Genomic DNA, 19226 nt, shown 5'->3' on the forward strand with positions numbered 1-19226 from the left:
TTTGCCATGCCGCCCGCCCTGCGGATCAACTAGGGGACGATCTGCACCCAGAAGTGATTTCCGTCGCCAATTCGATATGTGCTATAGAAAGCGCTGAGCGCATTCCCCTGCGCTGTATTCTGCGCTCCACCTAAGGCTCGCAGCGAGTAATCGTAGGTAGTATTCGCCGCCCCTTCGATGGTCGATCCGAACGGATATTCGTCGCAATGGAGGCTTGCCTTCGGGTCAAGCTGTCTGCGCTGATTCCAGTCAGAGTATAGGGGTTCTTGATAGTACTTGCAGTAATTGCTTTTCGTGTACTTTTTGCCCTCGGCCCAGAATTCGAAATCGTATAGGCCTGCACCGTGGACTTCCCGGTTCGCGCGTTTCTTGGCAGGATCAGTGGTTCTGGTGAGCGGTTCGCTCGCAGGCGTCCCGGCGGGTGCGGACCAGTCCCCAGGAATAATCTTGATCTTCTCGTTGCCGGTCAGTGCCCGGAGCGGAGGATTCTGGGATTCGTTGTTACGCTTGGGCGGGTAGGTGGTGGAGTTATTACCTGCCCGGTTGACCATGGCCGGATAATTGTCCTGGTCCAGAGCTGCCTCGATGTGGTTGATCACCTGAATGAAGTTCGCATTCCTGGACTTCGACATCGTGAAGACATCTTTGGCGAGGGAGATCACACAGGCACCTGTATAACCGGTCGGATTATCGATTCCCGCTGCCACGATCTTGGCGCTCTGGACGGTCTCCTGCTGTCCGAACGTCATCCAGTCGCAGCGGACGTGCGGGACGTAGGGCTTCTCCTGCGGGTCGTTGCCCGACGGGTCGCCGCCTCCGACGGCCCTCTTTCCATGAAGAGAACCGCCCTGATCGTAGACGACCTGGCTCCACAGCCGGATCGGCTTGGCGGTCCACCACTTATTCGTGTCGGTCAGCACCGGCCGCAGCGTGCATACGTCGACCCTGTCTCCGTCGGTGTCGCCCATTCGGAACTTGAAGTAATCATCGCCGTCGGCCTTCCAGCCCTGGATGGTGTCACTGCGATACGACGCAGTTAGGGCCGTGCAGGTGGAACCGGCAGACCCGGTCGGGATCACTTGAAGGGACAGCGGGACGTAGTCATTAGCTGTGGTGGCCACGCCGTCCCGATAAGCGGTCATGTTGCTGATCCGCGTCCACATGGAGATCTGCTGCGGTGTATAACCACCGCCGATCACACTGGTTCCCGTCGCCGTTCCCAGGTAAGTGTGCATCACCCAGGTAGCGCGAAACTCCAGCGTGTCGACATCAGCGTATTCCCGGATGGTGCCCACCCACTGACCCAGCTTGGCGTACCAGACATAGTCCTTTACGTAGTACCAGCTGCTCCAGCACATGCTGTACGGCCGGGTGATGATGCTCGCCCGGTGGCCGTAGCCGTCGTCGGGCTTCATCGCGGTGGCGTCGTGCGCCGCGACGCAGTCTTCCAGCGTGATGTGCTGATAGTCAAAGCCAGTGTACGCGGTCTTAACCTCGGTATCGGCCTTCGCCGATGTGGACGTGGGCCCGGCTTTCGCGTTGCCATCTTTCTGAGCCGCAGCGGTGCCGAAGTTCCAAATGAACGACCAGGAGTAGGCCGACATCACGTTGCCCGCGTCGTCCTTCGCTCCGCTGATAGTCGCGGTCATGGCCCCGAAGGGCCAAAAGGAATCTCCGTCCCACTTCCATGTGAGGACTCGCCTGGCAGTGTCCATGCTCATCGTGCCAGTGAGGATCTTCGTCCCGTTTGAAACGGAGATCTTCGCGTTTCGGACGGGCTCGCTAAACACCCCCACGATGTCTGCCCCGAACGGCGCAGACGCTCCCGAGGCAGGGTTCGTCGTCGTGATTGTAGGAGGGGTCACATCCTGAGTGGGTGTCGGGGAAGGGGAGGGTGTGGGCGTGGGACTCGGGGAAGGCGATGCCGCGATCGTGGTGAAGGACCACGAGTAGGCCGACATCGTGTTGCCCGCTGTGTCCTTGGCCGCGCTGATCGTGGCGGTGTAGGTGACGCCCGAGGATAGGGCTTGGCTGGGGGTGAAGGTGGCGACCGTGGACGTGGCATCCATGTTCACCGTTCCGGTGACCGCGGATCCCCCGGCTGTGGGTGTGAGAGTGACGTCGGCACCGGTCACTGGTTCGCTGAACGTCGCGGTCAGCGTCGAGTGCGTCGTGACGCCGGTCGCGTTCGCCTGCGGAGAGACCTCGATGATCACGGGGGCGGTCGTGTCAGCCGGCGGGGTCGCCGATGGCGAGGTGGACGGTTCCGGGGTCGGCGACTGGCTGGCCTCGGGTGCGGCTGCTGTGGTGAACGTCCACGAGTAGGGGCTCATGACGTTACCGGCGGTGTCTTTCGCGTCGCTGATCAGCGCCGTGTAGGTGACACCGGCTGACAGTGGTGTGCTCGGCGTGAAACTCAGAACCCTCGACGTAGCGTCCATCGCAGTGGCACCGTCTATTGCGGTACCCACGTTGTCTTTGAGGACGATTACCTGCGCGGTCACCGGTTCGCTGAAGGTGGCTGAGACGACCGCGTCCACGGCGACGTCCGTCGCGTCGGCCGTCGGGAGTGTTGCCACCACAGTTGGTGCCGTGGTGTCCGGATCACTAGATGGGGACGGGGACGGGGTGGGCTCCCCACCGGCGGTGGTGAACGTGGAGGTGAAGTCCTCCATCACGTTGTCCCACGCGTCGTGCGCGCCAGACACGGTGACCGTGTAAGTCGTCGCTGGGGTCAGTGGCTGCGACGGGGTGAATGTCACCGCTGTGCCTGTGTTGTCCTCGGCGAGGCTGCCCGTGATCAAAGCTCCGTCGGGGGATTTGAGGTCGAGCATCGCGTCGGTAACTGGTTCGGAGAAGGACGCCGACACCAGCGTATCCAGCGGAACGTCACCCGCACCCGACGACGGGGCGATCGCGACCACGCTCGGCGCGATGGTGTCCGCACCGTCTGCGCCCTCGGTTGCGGTGTCGTCATCGGTGATATCCAGCATGTCGGTGGTAACGGGGTAGGCGTCGTACGCGTCGTTGGCGCCGCGGCCGGCTTCCAGGAGCGACGCGTCCTCTTCGGAGACCGGGTCGGTTTCCGTGGTCGCCGCCTGATAGTCGGCAAGCGCGACCGCCTGGTCGTAGGTCAGGTTCGGCGACTGTCGTTTAAAGCTGGAGAAAACGACCTGAGCATGCGGGGCGGGCGTGTACTCGACGAACAGGACCGGCTCGTGCGACGGGCCCCGGTCGTGGGTTCCGGTCTCCTGAGATCTGTACTGTCGCCAGTTGAGAACCGCGCTCTCAGACGGAGCCATCATGACTAGCCCGTAATCCGGCTCGCCATCCGCCCATGCTTGGACGATGCTTTCGATGGAATAGACCAATTCGCCAGGTCCGGTGCAACCTGCGGTGTCGCTGTAGCCGTACTTGACGCCAACCTGGCCGGTCGTGGTGTAGCTCGGCAGGCCGCTGTTCCACGTCAGAGTGTTGGGGGTGAACGCGGAGGTCAGCTTGCGGGTGACGATCCCGGATCCGATTTCCCCACAGTTGGTGTAGTACGTGCCAGCACCGCCGGAGCGGTAGTTGATTACCATGAAGTCGGCGTTGTGGATCGTCGCTCCAGCCAGCACGGTGTGCGTGACCGCGAAGCGAAGGTATACCCGGGCGATGTCAGCGCTAGTCGAGGTAGTGCCCGCGCGCAAGTACCCGTTGGAATAGTTCGTCGTCGGGTTGTTCTTGCTGACGAACGTGTCGCCCGTAAGGCCGGCTCCGACGTACTGGCTGGGCACCGAGATTGTCACCGGGTAGGTGACGTCGGCGCTGGACAGGAACGCAGTGTCGGGCTTGATGACCAGGCTGGTGCTGTTCTTGGTCGTCTCGGTGGCGACCGTGACATTTGCGGTCTTGCCTGCCTCGGGTGACTCGGCCGCGACCGCGTCGACCGCCTGCGCCGACAGAGGCGTGCTCGCGACGACGCCCTGGGCGGACATGAGCTTCGGGCTGGCGCTGCCGGCACCCGCAGCGTAGGACATACCCTTCGGGAGCGTGACAGGGAGCTTGACCGTCAGCGGCCTCTTTGGCCGCCTCCGAAGCACGACATCCTGAGTGAACCCGTCAGGCAGGGCCGTGAGGACCAGGTCCGCACCAAGTGCGACCGCGTCTCGATAAACAATCTTGTTGCCGTCGAGCGTCGGCTTCGGCAACTTGTTGCCCCAACCGATGGAGGAGGTGCCATTCGCGCCCTGTGCGATGACGAGCTTCTGCGAGCCCTCGCCACCAATTGTGAGCGGGGTCTTGACCAGCTTGGCGGTGTAAGTGTTGTCGCCCTTCTTTACGATGGTCGTGTCGATCGGCTGCCAGGTCTTCGTCCCGTCCTTGCCAGCGACCTGGAGCTGGACCGGTCCGGTGCTCACTTCGGCATGCAGCGTCTTACCGTCGGGGTTGGCCCACACCTTCATGGACTCGGTGTACTGCGAAGGCGCCGGTACCCGCTTGCCGGTCTTGACGGCTTCGACCTGTGCGCTCTCCAGTTCCTTGTCCACCACCAGCGTGCCGTCTTTGGCTGCCTTGGCGGCCGCGGTCAGCGACTCGCCTCCGGCAGGATTTGCATTCGCTGGGAAACTGGGCAACGTCGACAGCATCGACGTGGTGAGTACCAACGCCGCGAACGCCGCTGATCGACGCCGATAGGGCCAGATCGCCCTTCGTGGAATGTTCACGCATTCCCTAACCTAGAAGTGGAATTCGGTAGATTTGTACCAGGTACTACATTCGTAGACCTATAGGGGGTGGGTCTCCTCTTCTCCGGTAGTGGCTGATCAGTGCTCGCGTCTGGTGCCGCCTGCGGAAGTTCGACCAGGTCAGGACGTGCTCGACCAGACACGCTGCGGGGAGGAACAGCCGGGCCAGGACCCACGGATCTCGGCCGGGGTCGGGCGGATGAGACGGGAGTGAGGGGCTAACCCGAAGGCACCTGGGCTGCTGTCCTTTTTCCCTGCTTGTCCTGGTTGGCGGCTGGTGTGTCGGCGCCGGTCAGGTGGGCGCCGGTGACGGCGAGGAAGGCCAGCGCGAGCATCACGGTGGTGACATGGCGATGTCACGGCGTCCACTTACGGACCTGGTACTGGGTGAGGCCGAGCAGGCCCTTGCGGGGGGAGAGGACGGCTTGCGCCGCCAGGTCTCACTTGCCTAACGCTGTGAACTCAAGTCACGTCGGATATTGTCGTGGTTAGGTGGATCGGTTAGCCTCGGCGTCGAAGATTCGCGCAACGAGCGGGCGGCGAGGGGTTCGTGTGGCTGATCTGGAGTACGCGTTAGTCGAGCGACCGCTGATCGAGCAGCTCAAGGGGATGGGGTGGCGGCACCTCGAAGGCGCCCCGCCGGAGGCGGTCGTTCCGATCCTCCCGTACAGGTCGGGCCGCGCCTCCTTCAGCGAGGTGATCCTCGAAGACGTGCTCCGGACCGCCATCGCAGAGATCAACCTCGATGCCGAGGGGCAGCCGTGGCTCGACGAGGCCCGGATCTCCAGCGCGGTCAACCAGCTCACCCGCCTCCCGGCGAGCAGCCTGCTGGAAGCCAACGAGAAGGCGACCGAGCTGCTGATCAACGGGCACATCGTGGAGGGCGTGCCCGGCTGGGAGGGCGGCAAGGGCCGCCGGGTGCACTACATCGACTGGGAGCACCCCGAGAACAACGACTTCACGGTCGTCAACCAGTTCCGGGTCGACATCCCCGGATCGCAGGGCAACTCGGTCGTGCCCGACCTGGTGCTGTTCGTGAACGGCATTCCGCTGGTCGTCGTCGAGTGCAAGCAGCCCAAGGTCATCGACCTGACCAGCGCGGTGAACCAGATCCGCGACTACGCCGAGCAGCGCCGCACCGATATCCGTACGGGGAACCAGAGGCTGTTCCACACCGTGCAGCTCACCGTCGTCACCAGCGGCGAGGAGGCGAAGCTCGGCACGTTCACCGCGACGGAGAAGCACTACGTGCCGTGGCGTGATCCTTACCCGCTCACGGCCAGGCAGCTCGCGGCGGGTCTGGGCAAGCCGGAGGACACGCTGAGCCGCCAGGAGATCCTGGCCGGAGCGGTGCTCGACAAGGCCAGGCTGCTCGACATCGTGCACAACTTCGTCACCTTCATGACCACGGAGCGGGGCGCGAAGATCAAGGCGGCGCCGCGCTACCAGCAGTACCGCGCGGTCGCCAAGACCGTCGAGCGGCTGCTGACCGGCAAGACGCGGCTGCGGCACGGCCGGCAGGACCAGCGCGGCGGGATCATCTGGCACACCCAGGGCTCCGGCAAGAGCCTCACCATGACCTTTCTCGTACGCAGACTGCGTGCGACTCCGGCCCTCGCGGACGCCAAGGTGGTGGTGGTCACCGACCGCACCCAGCTCCAGGGGCAGCTCAGCGAGACCATGGAGCTCGCCGGTGAGCACCTGGACGTGGCGACGAGCGGCGCCAAGGCGCAGGCGGCCCTGCGCAAGCACGGCCCCGGCGTGGTCTTCGTGATGATCCAGAAGAACCAGGACACCGGCAATGGCGGCACCGGCATGGCCGCGGGCACCCCGCTCGGCGAACTGAACACCGACGAGTCCATCGTCGTCCTGATCGACGAGGCGCACCGCTCTCACAGCGCCACGCTGGGCGCGAACCTGCGGGAGGCGCTGCCCAACGCCGCCCGCATCGGGTTCACCGGAACCCCCATCATGACCAGGAACAGCCGGCGCAAGACCAGCGTGGATCTGTTCGGCCCTTTCATCGACAAGTATCGGCTCAAGGACGCCGAGGACGACGGCGTGATCGTGCCGATCGTCTACGAGGTGCGGACGGTTCGCGGCGCCGTCCGCGACGGCCGGGAGCTCGACGACATCGTCGAAGAGGACTTCGAAGGTCTGACCGAGGAGGAGCGCGAGCAGCTCCAGCGGCGTTACGCCACCAAGGGGAAGGTCTCGGCCGCCGAGCAGATGATCGCGGCCAAGGCCAAGAACATCCTGCGGCACTATGTCGAGAAGATCCTGCCCGAGCGTTTCAAGGCTCAGGTCGTCGCCGAGGACCGGGAGGCGACCGTGCGCTACCGGGAGGCGTTGCTCGCCGCGCGTGACGAGCTGGTGGGGGAGATCGAGCGGCTGCCGCCGAAGGTGCTGGCGACACCGCTCGACGAGGTGGACGGGTTACGCAGGCGCGAGGCCTACCTGGTCAGAGCCTCGCGCCAGCTCGAGCTGCTCAAGCGGATCGACTTCGTGCCCGTCATCTCGGAGGGAAACTCCGAGCGTGAGCAGCAGCTGGCCGAGTGGACGGACCCGGTGAAGCGGAAAGCCCGCATCGCCGGCTTCACCCAGCCCTACGAGGAGTCGGAGATCGGGTTCGTCATCGTGCAGGCGATGCTGCTGACGGGGTTCGACGCGCCGATCGAGCAGGTGATGTATCTGGACCGGGGGCTGAAGGAGGCCGAGCTCCTGCAGGCGATCGCCCGGGTGAACCGGACCTCCGACGGCAAGGACTTCGGCTACGTCGTCGACTATCACGGCGTCGCGGAGAACCTGCTGCAGGCGTTGCGCCTCTACGCCCGGGAGGACTACGACAGCGACGACGCGGCCGACGTCGAGAACGCCATGCGCGACCCGCAGGACGAGATCCACAAGCTGGAGCCGCGGCGGACCCGGCTGCGCATGCTGTTCTCCGAGCGGGGCGTGGACGCCGACGACGTCGAGAGCTGCGTCCAGCTGCTCGCCGACGACGAGCTGCGCGACAAGTTCAACGTCGAGCTGGCCCGGTTCCTCAAGACCGTCAACGCGGTGCTGCCCGACCCCCACGCCAAGCGGTTCCTGCCGGACGCCAAGCACTTCACGGTGGTCAAGGTGACCGCCGTACGCCGCTACCGGGTGGACGGAGGCGAGTTCAACCCCTCGGTGTACGGCGAGAAGATCCGCGAGCTGATCGACGATCACGTGGTGTCGCTCGGCATCGAGCTGACGCTGCCTCCGGTCGCGCTCACCGCGCCCGATTTCGCGGAGAAGGTCGACAAGCTGCCCGGCCCGCGCGCGAAGGCGTCGGAGATGGAGCACGCCATCCGCCACCACATCTCCGTGCACGCCGGTGAGGACCCGCACCGCTACCAACTGCTCAGCGAGCGGCTGAAGAAGATCCTGGAGGAGCTGGCCGACGACATCGAGGCGCAGGTGCGTGCGTTGCAGGGGTTGCTCACCGAGATCGTCGAGGAGCGGCCGGAGAACCCGCACGGGCTCGGCGACGTGGAGACCGCCCTCTATGGCGTGCTGCTCGGCGAGACCGCCACTTCCGCCGACGACGCGCAGGACACCGCCCTGGTGGACGTGACCAGGAAGGTGTACGCGCTGGCCGTCGAGACCGTCCACCGCACCGACTTCTGGAAGCAGGCCAAGCGCACCGACCAGGAGAAGTTCCGGCGGCGCATCTCGGGGCTGTTGTTCGAGGCCGATGTCTGCGACGAGGACGACCTCAAGAAGATCTCCTCCCAGCTGCTCGACGTGATCAGGCACAACCAGCGGCGGATCCCCAAGCCCTGAGCAGGCCCTGACCTGGCATGCTGATGCCCGTGAGTGACTTCCCCGGCGTCCTGCGGGTCGGCGACCTCGACATCGCCGTGTCGGTGAGCCCGCGACGCACGACCGTGCGGCTCACCGTCGAGCGGGACGCCTCGGTCACCGCGGTCATCTCCCCGCAGGTGTCCAGGGCCGAGCTGGTCAGGGTGGTCGAGGCCAAACGGTCCTGGCTGTACGGCAAGCTCGCCGAGCGGCGCGAGCTGGGCGAGGCCCGCCCGGCCCGGCAGTACGTCGACGGGGAGGGATTCCCGTACCTCGGGCGGTCGTTCCGGCTGCGGCTCGTCGAGCCGGGCCGGGAGGTGCGGCTGATCCGCGGGCGGCTGGAGCTGGGCCGGGGCGGGGGAGCCCGGGAGCTGGTCCGCTGGTATCGGCGGGCCGGCGAGCCGTGGCTCAGGCGGCGCGTCCGGCCCTGGGCCGAGCGGACGGGCGTCGAGGTGACCGGGTTGCGGGTGCTGCCGCTGGGCTACCGGTGGGGGTCCTGCTCACCGGACGGCAGGGTCAACATCCACTGGGCGACGATGCAACTGCCGCCGACGCTCATCGACTACGTGCTCGTCCACGAGCTGGCCCACCTGGAGCGGCAGGACCACGGCGCGGAGTTCTGGCGGCTGGTCGAGCGGGTGCTGCCCGGCTACGAGGGCTGCCGTGAGCGCCTGCACCGGCTCGGCCCCGACCTGTGGCTGCCCCCGGAAGGCCGCTGACGACACGAGTGGCCGGCGGGCGGGGTAGATTCCTGGCGTCGATCTTTCCGTCGCACCCGGAGGCGTCGTGCCCGACCGTACGGTGATTCTCGGCCGGTACGAGCTGGACGCCGTGCATCTCGGCAGGGGCGCCATGGGCACGGTGTGGGGCGGCCAGGACAAGGTCCTGGACCGGCGTGTGGCGATCAAGCTGATTCGCTTCCCCGACGACCGGCCCGACCCCGAGATGGAGCGCCGGTTCGGCCGCGAGGCCCAGGTCATGGCCCGGCTGAACCACCCGGGCGCACCCGCCGTCCACGACCTCGGGGCGTTCGAGGACCCGGTGGCCGGGCGCCGGCTCTTTCTCGTCATGGAGTTCGTCGAGGGCGTCACGCTGGACGACGTCGTCGCGGAGCACGGGCCGCTGCCCGTCGGGTGGGCCGCCGCGGTCGGCGCCCAGATCGCCGCGGTGCTCGGCGCGGCCCACGAACAGGGGATCCTGCATCGGGATCTGAAGCCGGCCAACCTGATGGTCCGCCCCGACGGCACGGTGAAGGTCCTCGACTTCGGCCTCGCCATGCTGCACGATCCCGGCGCGTCGAAGCTCACGCGGACCGGCCAGGTGCTCGGCACCGTGTCGTACAGCCCGCCGGAGCAGATCCGCGCGGGCACGGTGACTCCGCGGAGCGACCTCTACGCGCTCGGATGCGTGCTGTACGAGCTCCTCACCGGTGAGCCGCTGTTCGCGGGGCTCACCGAATTCGAGGTGCAGGAGCAGCACGTCCACGTCGCGCCTCCCGCCGTGCGGTCTTCCCGCCCGGACGTGCCCCGGGAACTCGACGAGATCATCGCGTCACTGGTGGCGAAACGCGCCGAAGACCGGCCGGAGAGCGCCGCGGTGGTGCACGACCGGCTGATGGCGTACGTGACGGGGGTGGGCCACCTGCCCGGGATCACGACCGCCGGGCCGAGCGCCACGCGCATGTACGCTCACGCCGTCAGCCGGGTCCTCCTGTCTCCCGGCCTTTCTCCCGGTGTGGCCGCCGCACCGGAGGTGGTCCCGAACGTCCGCGCGAACAACGGCGAGCCGAGCCGGGAGGCACTGGAGCGGGTCCGCCGTGAGGCGATGTCCCTGCTTCGCCATTCGCGGTACGAGGAAGCGGCCACCATGCTGGCGTCGGTGGCTGATCCGGCGGGCCGTGCGTACGGCACCGACGACCCCGAGGTGCTGGATCTGCGCACCCAGCTGGCGAACGCCCTCTTCGAAGGCGGCGATCACCGGCGGGCCGCCGCCGCCTTCAACGGGCTCGCCCTCGACCTGGCCCGCCGTCATGGGCCGGACGACGAGCGGACGTTCCAGTGCCGCCTGCAAGAGGCCGCCTGCCACGAGCGGAGCGACGACGGCGACCTGGCGCTCCGCCTTCTGCACGACCTCCTCGCGGACCAACGGCGCGTTCATCCGGCCGACGACCAGCGGACGCTGGAGTTGCGCAGGCAGATAGGCGAACTGCAGAAGAAGATCGGCGACCTCGCCGCCGCCCGCCACACGTTCGCCGAGTTGTACGACGACCTGTGCCGCCGCTACGGGAACGACCACCCGGCGACCGTGCGGGTGCGTGACGGGCTCGCGGCCCTGGAGGTCTGAGGCGGCCGGTGGGCTCAGTGGACGCGGCGGGCGCCGGGGGAGGGAGTGGCGGGCAGGAACGTGGGCGGGGCCCAGCCGCGTTCGGCGTAGGCGCGCTCGACCGTCGTGCGCACCCGGTCCACCCGGTCGTCGGCGACGAGCGCGATGGCCGAGCCGCCGAAGCCGCCGCCGGTCATCCGGGCACCCCGCGCGCCGCCCCGGACCGCGCTCTCGACCGCGACGTCCAGCTCCGGGCAGGAGACCTGGTACTGGTCGCGCAGCGACAGGTGCGAGGCGTTCAGCAGGGCGCCGATCTCCTGTACGGCTCCCGCGCGGAGCAGCCCGATGACGGCCTCCACCCGGTGGTTCTCGGTGACGACGTGCTGGGTGCGGGCCCGTTCGTCGCCGCTCAGCCGGGACAGCGCCCCGGCGAGGTCGGTCACCTCCCGCAGCGACGCGACGCCGAGGTGCTTGGCCGCGTTCTCGCAGTCCTGGCGCCGCCTCGCGTACTGCCCGTCGGCCAGTTCGTGGTGGACGCCGGTGTCGATGACGAGGATCTGCAGGCCGTACGCCGACAGGTCGAACGGAACGGCGCGGCTCGCCAGCGAGCGGCAGTCGAGGAACAGCGCGTGCCCTTCCCGGCCGAGTGCGGAGGCCGCCTGGTCCATGATCCCGCAGGGCATGCCGACGAACTCGTTCTCGGCCTTCTGGCACAGTCTGGCCAGCTCCATCGGCTCCAGGCCCAGGCCGTGAAGATCGCTCAGGGCGAGCCCGACCGACACCTCCAGCGCGGCGCTGGACGACAGCCCGGCGCCCGTGGGGACGTCGCCGTCGATCATGATGTCCGCACCGCGGACCGGCAGGCCGGCGCCGCGCATCACCCGGATCACCCCGGCCGGGTAACGCGCCCAGCCCTCGGCCCGGTCGAGGTCGTCCAGCGCCTGCTCCTCGCCGGGCATCTGGAGGGAGGCGATCCGCACCGTGAGGTCCTCGCGGGGACGCACGGCCGCGGTGACGCCCCACGGCACCGCGAACGGCAGCACGAAGCCGTCGTTGTAGTCGGTGTGCTCGCCGATCAGGTTCACCCGGCCGGGCGCGTGCCAGATTCCGGCGGGTTGCTCGCCGTACGCCTGGAAAAAAGCACCAGCAACGCCCACAGTCGCACACTCCTCGACATCCTCGGCCTCCCCGTAGATTAGCGACCTTCAAGGTCGCCGACGTGCCGGGGCCCGGCTCGGGATGCCGAGCCGGGCCCCTTCGCCCCGTTGTGCGGGTGTCACATCGCGGGCACCTCGGCCCGCTCGTCCGGGACGCAGTGCGTCATCTTCAGGCCTGAGACGTCGCGCGGGCCGTTCTTGCCGAGGGCGGACAGGCGCTGCCTGTCCTCGTCGGTCAGGTCCTGGCTCGCCAGCGGCTCCAGGTGCTTGACGTCGTCCGGCGTGATGCCGAGGCCCTCGCCGACGCGCAGCCCGAGGTCGTCCTCGACCAGCAGGAAGTGCCAGACCATGCGCTCCTGGATGGGTCGCACGCACTGCGACAGCTGCCCGACGAAGTTCTCCACCAGGTCGTCGCGCTCCCACTGCTCCATGAGCAGGTAGCGCTCGCCCGCCTGCTTGTAGTCGTTGGTCCGCGGGATGCGCTTGCGGGTGAGCCTGCCGGCGATCTCCGGGCCCTGCTCGTCGTGCGTCGGGAACTGCCCCTCGCGCAGCCCGCCGGTGATCGAGGGCTCGTAGTTGACGTGCGGGTTCTCGCCCGCCTGGTCCTGCCGGTAGGTCATGAAGCCGTCGCGCTGGTTGGTCCGCACGTCGGCGTTCTTGGCCTGGTTGACCGGCAGCTGCAGGTAGTTCGGCCCGACGCGGTAGCGCTGGGTGTCGCTGTAGGAGAACGTGCGGCCCACCAGCATCTTGTCGTCGGAGAAGTCCAGCCCGTCGACCAGGACGCCGGTGCCGAAGGAGATCTGCTCGTTCTCGGCGAAGACGTTGTCCACGGTCCGGTCCAGGACCATCCGGCCGACCGGCTTGGCCGGGAAGATCTCCTCCGGCCAGACCTTGGTGTCGTCGAGCGGGTCGAAGTCCAGCTCGGGGTGCTCCTCGTCGCTCATCATCTGGACGAGCAGCTCCCACTCCGGGTGGTCGCCCCGGTCGATCGCCTCGCGGAGGTCCTTGGTCGCGTGTCCCAGCTCGTGGGCCTGGACCCGGGCGGCGTCCTCGGCCGTCATGCTCCGGACCCCCTGCTTGGGCATCCAGTGATACTTCACGAGGTGGGTCTCGCCCTCGGCGTTCACCCACTTGTACGTGTTGACCCCGAAGCCCTGCATGTGCCGGTAGTCAGCCGGGATGCCCCGCGGGCTGAACAGGTTGACGAGCATGTGCATGCTCTCGGGGCTCTGCGACATGAAGTCGAAGATGCGGTTCGGCTCCTGCCGGAACGTCACCGGGTCCGGCTTGAGCGCGTGGATCACGTCGGGGAACTTGATGGCGTCGCGGATGAAGAACACCGCGAGGTCGTTGCCGACGAGGTCCCAGTTGCCGTCCTCGGTGTAGAACTTCACCGCGAACCCGCGCGGGTCGCGGGCGGCCTCCGACGAGTCCCGCCCCCCGATCACCGTCGAGAACCGCACGGCCACGTCGGTGCGCCTGCCGGCCTCCTGGAACAGCTTCGCCCTCGTGAACCGGGCGATCGGCTCGCCGCCCCACGTGCCGTACGCCTCGAAGAAGCCGTACGACGTGGTGCCGCGCGCGTGCACCACCCGCTCCGGGATGCGCTCCCGGTCGAAGTGGCTGATCTTCTCCAGGAACTGGTAGTTCTCGAGGGTGGCCGGACCGCGTGCGCCGACCGTCCGCTGGTTCTGGTTGTCGTAGACCGGGTGCCCTTGACGGTTGGTCAGCACCGGGCGCTCGTCACCGGGCTCCGGTCCCCTGCTCGACACGTCCGTCATGGGACGGCTCCTCTCAGATCACGTTTGAACTGTTAGTCCTTGTCAATGCCTCCATATCCGGTTTTCGGCGGGGTATTCACGGAGACGGAGATCGGTCCGGCCCCGCCGGGCATTGCCCGGCGGGGCGGCGGAGGGTGGTCAGCGTGATCAGCCCCGCACGCGCGGCTCGCCGCGGTAGGTGCCGAACGACCACAGGTTGTCCTCCGGGTCGCGCACCGCGAACTCGCGGGACCCGTAGTCGGTGTCGTACGGCTCCTGGACGACGCGCGCCCCCGCGGCGGTCGCCCGCGCGTACAGCCCGTCGGGGTCGCCGGTCACGACGTACGCGCCGAACGTGCCGGGGGCGAGGTTCCACTTGTCGTCCGGCGTCTCGCGGACGCTGCCCAGCATGATCCCGCCGCCGGGCGGCCAGGAGAGCTGGGCGTGGCCGACGTGGTCGCCCTCGCCGAAGACGGCGGTCTCCTCGAAGCCGAAGGCCTCGACGAGGAAGGCGATCAACGCCCGGGCGTCCCTGGCCCGCAGCGAGGGCCATACCTGAGGTGCTGGTGTGGTGTCGTTCATGCCGCCGAGTCTGGCCGTCCGTCCTCGGGCGGGGCTTGGACGTATCGGAACGGCGCCCCCTCTTCGGCCAGCCACCGGCTCGGGGAGCATCCGGCGAGGCTCCGGAACTCGCGGGCGAGGTGCGCCTGGTCGTAGAACCCGCACTCGGCCGCGGCGTCGGCCAGCGCGAGCCGCCGTCCGGACGCCGCCGCGTTCTGCAGCAGGCGGCGGACCCGGTCGAACCGGACGACCCGCGCCGCCTCCTTGGGGGACAGGCCGATCTCCTCCCGGAACCGGCTGTTGAGGTGCCGGGCACTCCAGCCCGCCTCGCGGGCGAGGCCGGACACGGTGACCCGGCCGCCGGCGGCCAGCATCCGCCGCCACGCCAGGGTCACCTCCGGCGGCCGCTCCCGGATGGGGCGGGTGTGCCGGGCCAGGACCGCGTCGAGGGCCGTGAAGCGCTCGTTCCAGCCGGGCGCCCCCAGCAGGCGCTCGCGCAGTTCGCCCGCCAGGGCGCCGAGAACGTCGGCGCCGTCCAGGTCGAGCCCGGACAGCTCCCCGGCCGGCACCCCGAGCAGGGCCCGCGCGCCGAGCGGCGTGAGCGCGAGCTGGACCCCCGACTGCCGCCCGTCGTGGGTGACGATCGCCGGAGCGGTGTGCAACCCGCCCACCAGCGTGTCGTACGACCCCGCCGGGGTGCGGGGATCGGGATGCGCCGCGACGACGAGCGGATCGTCCAGCGTGACGATCATGGTCAGGTACGGCGAGGGCAGGCCGCGGTGCGTCCCGGGCGGGACGCCGGCGTCGCGGTAGCCGCTGTACCACGCGACCAGCGGACGCAGCGGGGGAGCGGGCCGCCGCCGGACGTACCGGGCCTCCTCCCGCTCACCGGGCTTCTCGCCCGTGTCCTCGCCGGGCTTCTCGCCGGGGTCCTTGCCGGGGTCCTTGCAGGGGTCCGCTGTCCGCCGTGCCGATGCCGCCATCCGCGCTCCTCCCTCCGCGTCCCCAGTCTCCCCGAAGGGCAACGCGTCAGTCACCGGCGCCCCTCGCTGCCGCCGTACGGGATGACCGGGCCGTGGGTGAGCGCGGCGGCCGGTGGTCTCGCGCCCCGTGCCGCCCGTGTCACGTCTCGTGCCTCCGGCGCGTCTCTATAGGGGAGGCGGAGACAAGGAGGCCAGATGCCCGCGGTGACCGAGGGGCAGCCCGCGCCGGTCGCCAGTTTCGAGAGCAGCCGTGAGCTGCTCTTCGGGGTGGCGTACCGGGTGCTGGGCAGCGTGACCGACGCCGAGGACGTCGTCCAGGAGGCGTGGCTGCGGTGGGACCGCGTCGACCACGCCAGGATCGCCGACCCCCGGTCCTTCCTCGTCCAGGTCGCGACGAGGCTCGCCCTCGACCGGCTGCGGTGGGCGAAGGCCCGCAGGGAGGCGTACGTCGGGCAGTGGCTGCCCGAGCCGCTGCCGACCGGACCCGCGATCGAGGACGGCGCGGAGATCGCCGACTCGGTCTCCGTGGCCATGCTCGTGGTGATGGAGACCCTCTCCCCGCTGGAACGGGTCGTGTTCGTGCTCCGCGAGGCGTTCGAGTTCTCCTTCGCCGACATCGCGGTGATGGTCGGCCGGTCCGAGGCCGCGGTCCGGCAGCTCGCCCGCCGCGCCCGCTCGCACGTGCGGGAGCGGCGGCCCCGGTTCCGGCAGGACCGCGACGTCCGCAGGCGGGTGACGGAGCGCTTCCTGGCCGCCTGCCTGGGCGGCGACCTGCGGGCGCTGCTCGACCTGCTCGCCCCCGAGGTCACCCTGTGCATCGACGGGAACGGCCGCCGCGGCGTGGCCAGGAACCGGGTCGAGGGTGCGGAGAAGGTCGGCCGCCTCCTCGTCCGGGGCCTGCGCAGGGTCCTGCGCCCTGACGGCGCCGCGGTCGCGGAGACCGGCGACACCAGGGGCGACACCGGGGACGACGCCAGGCGCGACACCGGGAGCGGATCCGTCGTGGACGTCAACGGCGGGCCCGCGGCGCTCATCACCGCGGGGGGCGAGCCGATCGCGGTGATCGTGGTCGACGTCGACCTCGCCGCCGATCGGGTCACGCGCATCTGGATCATCGCCAACCAGGACAAGCTCGGGGGCGTCGGGGGCCGGCGCCCCGGACGACCCAGGCCCGTCCGCGCCGCGGGCCGACGGGCCGCGAGAGAAGCGACGCGGAGGCTCGGGCCAGGCAGAACGGAGACCACCTTTGAGTGAACTGAGAACCGTGCCCGAACGCATCGCCGGGCCGGCCGCATTCCTGGACGACCGCCTGGGCGCGGGCGGCTTCGCGAGACGCAACCTGCGAAAGATCTTCCCCGATCACTGGTCGTTTCTTCTCGGCGAGATCGCGCTGTACTCGTTCGTCATCCTGCTGCTCACGGGCACCTTCCTGACGTTCTGGTTCAGGCCGAGCATGGGAGAGATCGTCTACGACGGCACGTACGCCCCGCTCAAGGGGGTGGCGATGTCCGAGGCGTACGCGTCCACCTTGAAGATCAGCTTCGAGGTCCGGGGCGGCCTGCTCATCCGGCAGATCCATCACTGGGCCGCCCTGATCTTCATCGGCGGCATGATGGCGCACGCGCTGCGGGTCTTCTTCACCGGCGCCTACCGCAAGCCGCGCGAGCTCAACTGGATCATCGGCGTGGTGATCCTCTCCGTCGCGCTGTTCGAGGGCCTGACCGGTTACTCCCTGCCCGACGACCTGCTGTCGGGCGCCGGCCTCCGGGTCACCCAGGGGGTGGTCATCGGCCTGCCGGTGGTCGGCACCTACGTCAACTTCTTCCTGTTCGGGAGCGAGTATCCGGGCGAGGACGTCATCTCCCGCTTCTACTCGATCCACATCCTGCTCCTGCCCGGCCTGATCCTGGCGCTGGTCACCGCGCACCTGATCCTGATGTGGGTGCAGAAGCACACGCAGTTCCCCGGCAGGGGACGCACCAACCGCAACGTGGTCGGCGCGCCCTTCTACCCGGCCTTCATGGCGAAGTCGGGGGCGTTCTTCCTGTTCACGTTCGCCGTGATCGCCGGTCTCGGCACGTTCGCGCAGATCAACCCCGTCTGGCTGTACGGGCCGTACAGCCCCGCCGACATCTCGGCCGGCTCGCAGCCCGACTTCTACCTGGCCTTCCTCGAAGGGGCGCTGCGCATCATGCCCGCCTGGGAGACCAACCTCTTCGGCACCGCACAGGCCGGCACGGTCCCGCTCAGCGTCGTCATCCCCGCGCTGGTGCCGCTGGGGATCATCGTCGTCGGAATGGCGCTCTACCCGTTCCTGGAACGGTGGATCACCGGTGACCACCGCGAGCACCACCTCGCGGACCGGCCGCGCGACAACCCGCACCGCACCTCGATCGGCATGGCGGCCATCGCGTTCTACGGCGTGCTGTGGCTGTTCGGCGGCAACGACATCATCTCCGCGAACTTCCGCGTCAGCCTCTACACGACGACCTGGGCCGGACGGATCCTCGTGTTCGTCGCGCCCGCCCTGGCCTACATGATCACCTACCGCATCTGCCTGGGGCTGCAGCGCTCCGACCTCGCGGTGCTCACGCACGGCGTGGAGTCGGGGGTGATCAGACGGCTGCCGGACGGCAGGTACGTCGAGGTCCACTCGCGACCGGCGGAGGACATCGAGGCGCATCTGCGCGGCCGGGAGCCGGTGCCGGTGCTGCCGTACGACGAGACCGTGCCCCCCAAGGGCATGCGCGGGCCGATCGGCAGGCTGCGCCTGCGGATGTCCAGGGCGTACGGCGGGGAGAGGATCCCGATCGCGAACGGCGGCCCGCACGGCGAGAACGGGCAGGCCGCACTCCCGGCGGGCGCGTCCCCGAACGCCCTTCCGGACGGGCAGGACCGCGCGCTGACGCGCTGACCCGTTCTGGGCGCCGATGTGGTCCGGGCCGGATGGCCCGGACCACGTTCGGCTGCTCAGCGGTCCTGCTCAGCGGTCCTGTTCAGCGATCCCGCTGCTCCGGCATCGCCCACCGCGACTCCGGCGGGTCGGCCGGGCGGATCTCGGTGAACAGCTTGAGCGTCACCGGCCGCAGCCGCTGCCACGCCTCGGCCGGCCAGCGCAGGCTCACCGAGGGGAACACGGTCTCCAGCACGATCTTCAGGTAGGAGCGGCCGGTGCAGGCGACCGGGACCTCCGTGCACAGGGCGGACACGGCCGCCGAGGTCTCCCGCCTGCCGAGCCGCAGCCGGGCGTTCCCCATGACCTCGTTGGGGGCGTGTCCGGTCTCAAGGTCCACCGACTCCCAGAAGAGCACGGGGGCCTCGTCCTCCTGCAGCCACGCCGGATAGACCGGCAACGGCAGTTGCAGCGTGAAGCCCGCCAGCAGCCCGGGAGGGCTCAGATAGAAGGAGCCGTGGAAACATGGCAGTTCGTGCAGGAGCCGGGGCCCCTTCGACGTCGACATCGACAGCGTTCCCTCGCTGGCGTCCATGGCGATCCGCCACGCGCTCGGATCGGCGTGGGACGCGTCCGGGACGAAGACCATCAGTTGTTCACCTCGCTGTGCGGCAGGGAGGCGGCACGGTGGCGAGCGGAGGGGTTCCGCCGATTCGAGCCGCCAGAAGAATGACGTATCCCGGGGGCCGGAACGTGACATCCGCATTGCGGGGGCAATTCGCCGCGCGTTCGCGTGTCACATTCCGCGGGCCGCGTTCGTCTTAATGAGAAAGAGGCGATCCGGCGCGCCCGCGGGCACCGCCGGGGGCCGTCGGCAAAGAGACACCGGCCAAGGGAATTCAGCAAGGGAGAGGGAGGAATTCTGGGCGTGGCGGTTCCGCCGGTGTAAATTGCGGGCGACGAGAAAATCGTCGAATCGGGCGGCGCGGGGGTTG

Annotated in this window: 11 protein-coding genes; 5 read left to right on the forward strand and 6 right to left on the reverse strand. The window is 68.6% G+C overall.

Annotated elements, in window-relative coordinates; genetic code table 11:
- Nucleotides 1-29: 29 nt before the first annotated feature.
- Nucleotides 30-4706, reverse strand: a complete 4677-nt coding sequence (locus tag OG344_RS20060) for an Ig-like domain-containing protein (RefSeq protein WP_405084388.1) — start codon at nt 4704-4706, stop codon at nt 30-32.
- A gap of 573 nt (nt 4707-5279) precedes the next feature.
- Here OG344_RS20060 and OG344_RS20065 point away from each other — a divergent pair.
- The 3 genes from OG344_RS20065 (at nt 5280) to OG344_RS20075 (ending at nt 10898) form a co-directional block, all read left to right on the forward strand.
- The gene (locus OG344_RS20065; RefSeq protein WP_405084389.1) at nt 5280-8537 is read left to right on the forward strand and encodes a type I restriction endonuclease subunit R; all 3258 of its coding nucleotides are present in this window, start codon (nt 5280-5282) and stop codon (nt 8535-8537) included.
- A 29-nt stretch (nt 8538-8566) separates the two neighbouring features.
- A complete protein-coding gene (locus OG344_RS20070) occupies nt 8567-9274 on the forward strand; it encodes a M48 family metallopeptidase (protein ID WP_405084390.1) in 708 nt (235 codons plus the stop codon).
- Between the two features lie 67 nt (nt 9275-9341).
- A complete protein-coding gene (locus tag OG344_RS20075; protein ID WP_405084391.1) occupies nt 9342-10898 on the forward strand; it encodes a protein kinase domain-containing protein in 1557 nt (518 codons plus the stop codon).
- A 14-nt stretch (nt 10899-10912) separates the two neighbouring features.
- Here the strand turns inward: OG344_RS20075 and galK are convergent, their stop codons facing one another.
- From galK to OG344_RS20095, 4 genes are all read right to left on the reverse strand, one after another.
- On the reverse strand, nt 10913-12034 hold the full coding sequence (gene galK, locus OG344_RS20080) for a galactokinase (RefSeq protein WP_405084392.1): 1122 nt from the start codon (nt 12032-12034) through the stop codon (nt 10913-10915).
- 119 nt (nt 12035-12153) lie between these two features.
- The gene (locus OG344_RS20085; protein WP_405084393.1) at nt 12154-13815 is read right to left on the reverse strand and encodes a catalase; all 1662 of its coding nucleotides are present in this window, start codon (nt 13813-13815) and stop codon (nt 12154-12156) included.
- 147 nt (nt 13816-13962) lie between these two features.
- A complete protein-coding gene (locus OG344_RS20090) occupies nt 13963-14376 on the reverse strand; it encodes a VOC family protein (protein ID WP_405084394.1) in 414 nt (137 codons plus the stop codon).
- A complete protein-coding gene (locus tag OG344_RS20095; protein WP_405084395.1) occupies nt 14373-15338 on the reverse strand; it encodes a helix-turn-helix domain-containing protein in 966 nt (321 codons plus the stop codon). Before OG344_RS20095 ends, OG344_RS20090 begins: the two co-directional genes overlap by 4 nt.
- A gap of 195 nt (nt 15339-15533) precedes the next feature.
- Here OG344_RS20095 and sigJ point away from each other — a divergent pair, with 195 nt between their 5' ends.
- Nucleotides 15534-16592, forward strand: coding sequence for an RNA polymerase sigma factor SigJ (gene sigJ / locus OG344_RS20100; RefSeq protein ID WP_405084396.1), 1059 nt, complete (start codon nt 15534-15536; stop codon nt 16590-16592).
- Nucleotides 16585-18252, forward strand: coding sequence for a cytochrome bc complex cytochrome b subunit (locus OG344_RS20105; RefSeq protein WP_405084397.1), 1668 nt, complete (start codon nt 16585-16587; stop codon nt 18250-18252). The genes sigJ and OG344_RS20105 overlap by 8 nt, the downstream gene beginning before the upstream one ends.
- An 82-nt stretch (nt 18253-18334) precedes the next feature.
- On the opposite strand, the gene OG344_RS20110 is transcribed toward OG344_RS20105, so the two are convergent.
- On the reverse strand, nt 18335-18880 hold the full coding sequence (locus OG344_RS20110; RefSeq protein WP_405084398.1) for a hypothetical protein: 546 nt from the start codon (nt 18878-18880) through the stop codon (nt 18335-18337).
- Nucleotides 18881-19226 lie beyond the last annotated feature (346 nt).

It is taken from the genome of Microbispora sp. NBC_01389 (assembly GCF_045040095.1).
Lineage (GTDB): Bacteria > Actinomycetota > Actinomycetes > Streptosporangiales > Streptosporangiaceae > Microbispora.

Coding starts and splice junctions, on each gene's coding strand:
- OG344_RS20110 (WP_405084398.1), bottom strand. CDS start 18,880: ATGGTCTTCGTCCCGGACGCGTCCCACGCCGATCCGAGCGCGTGGCGG.
- OG344_RS20085 (WP_405084393.1), bottom strand. CDS start 13,815: ATGACGGACGTGTCGAGCAGGGGACCGGAGCCCGGTGACGAGCGCCCG.
- OG344_RS20090 (WP_405084394.1), bottom strand. CDS start 14,376: ATGAACGACACCACACCAGCACCTCAGGTATGGCCCTCGCTGCGGGCC.
- sigJ (WP_405084396.1), top strand. CDS start 15,534: ATGCCCGCGGTGACCGAGGGGCAGCCCGCGCCGGTCGCCAGTTTCGAG.
- OG344_RS20095 (WP_405084395.1), bottom strand. CDS start 15,338: ATGGCGGCATCGGCACGGCGGACAGCGGACCCCTGCAAGGACCCCGGC.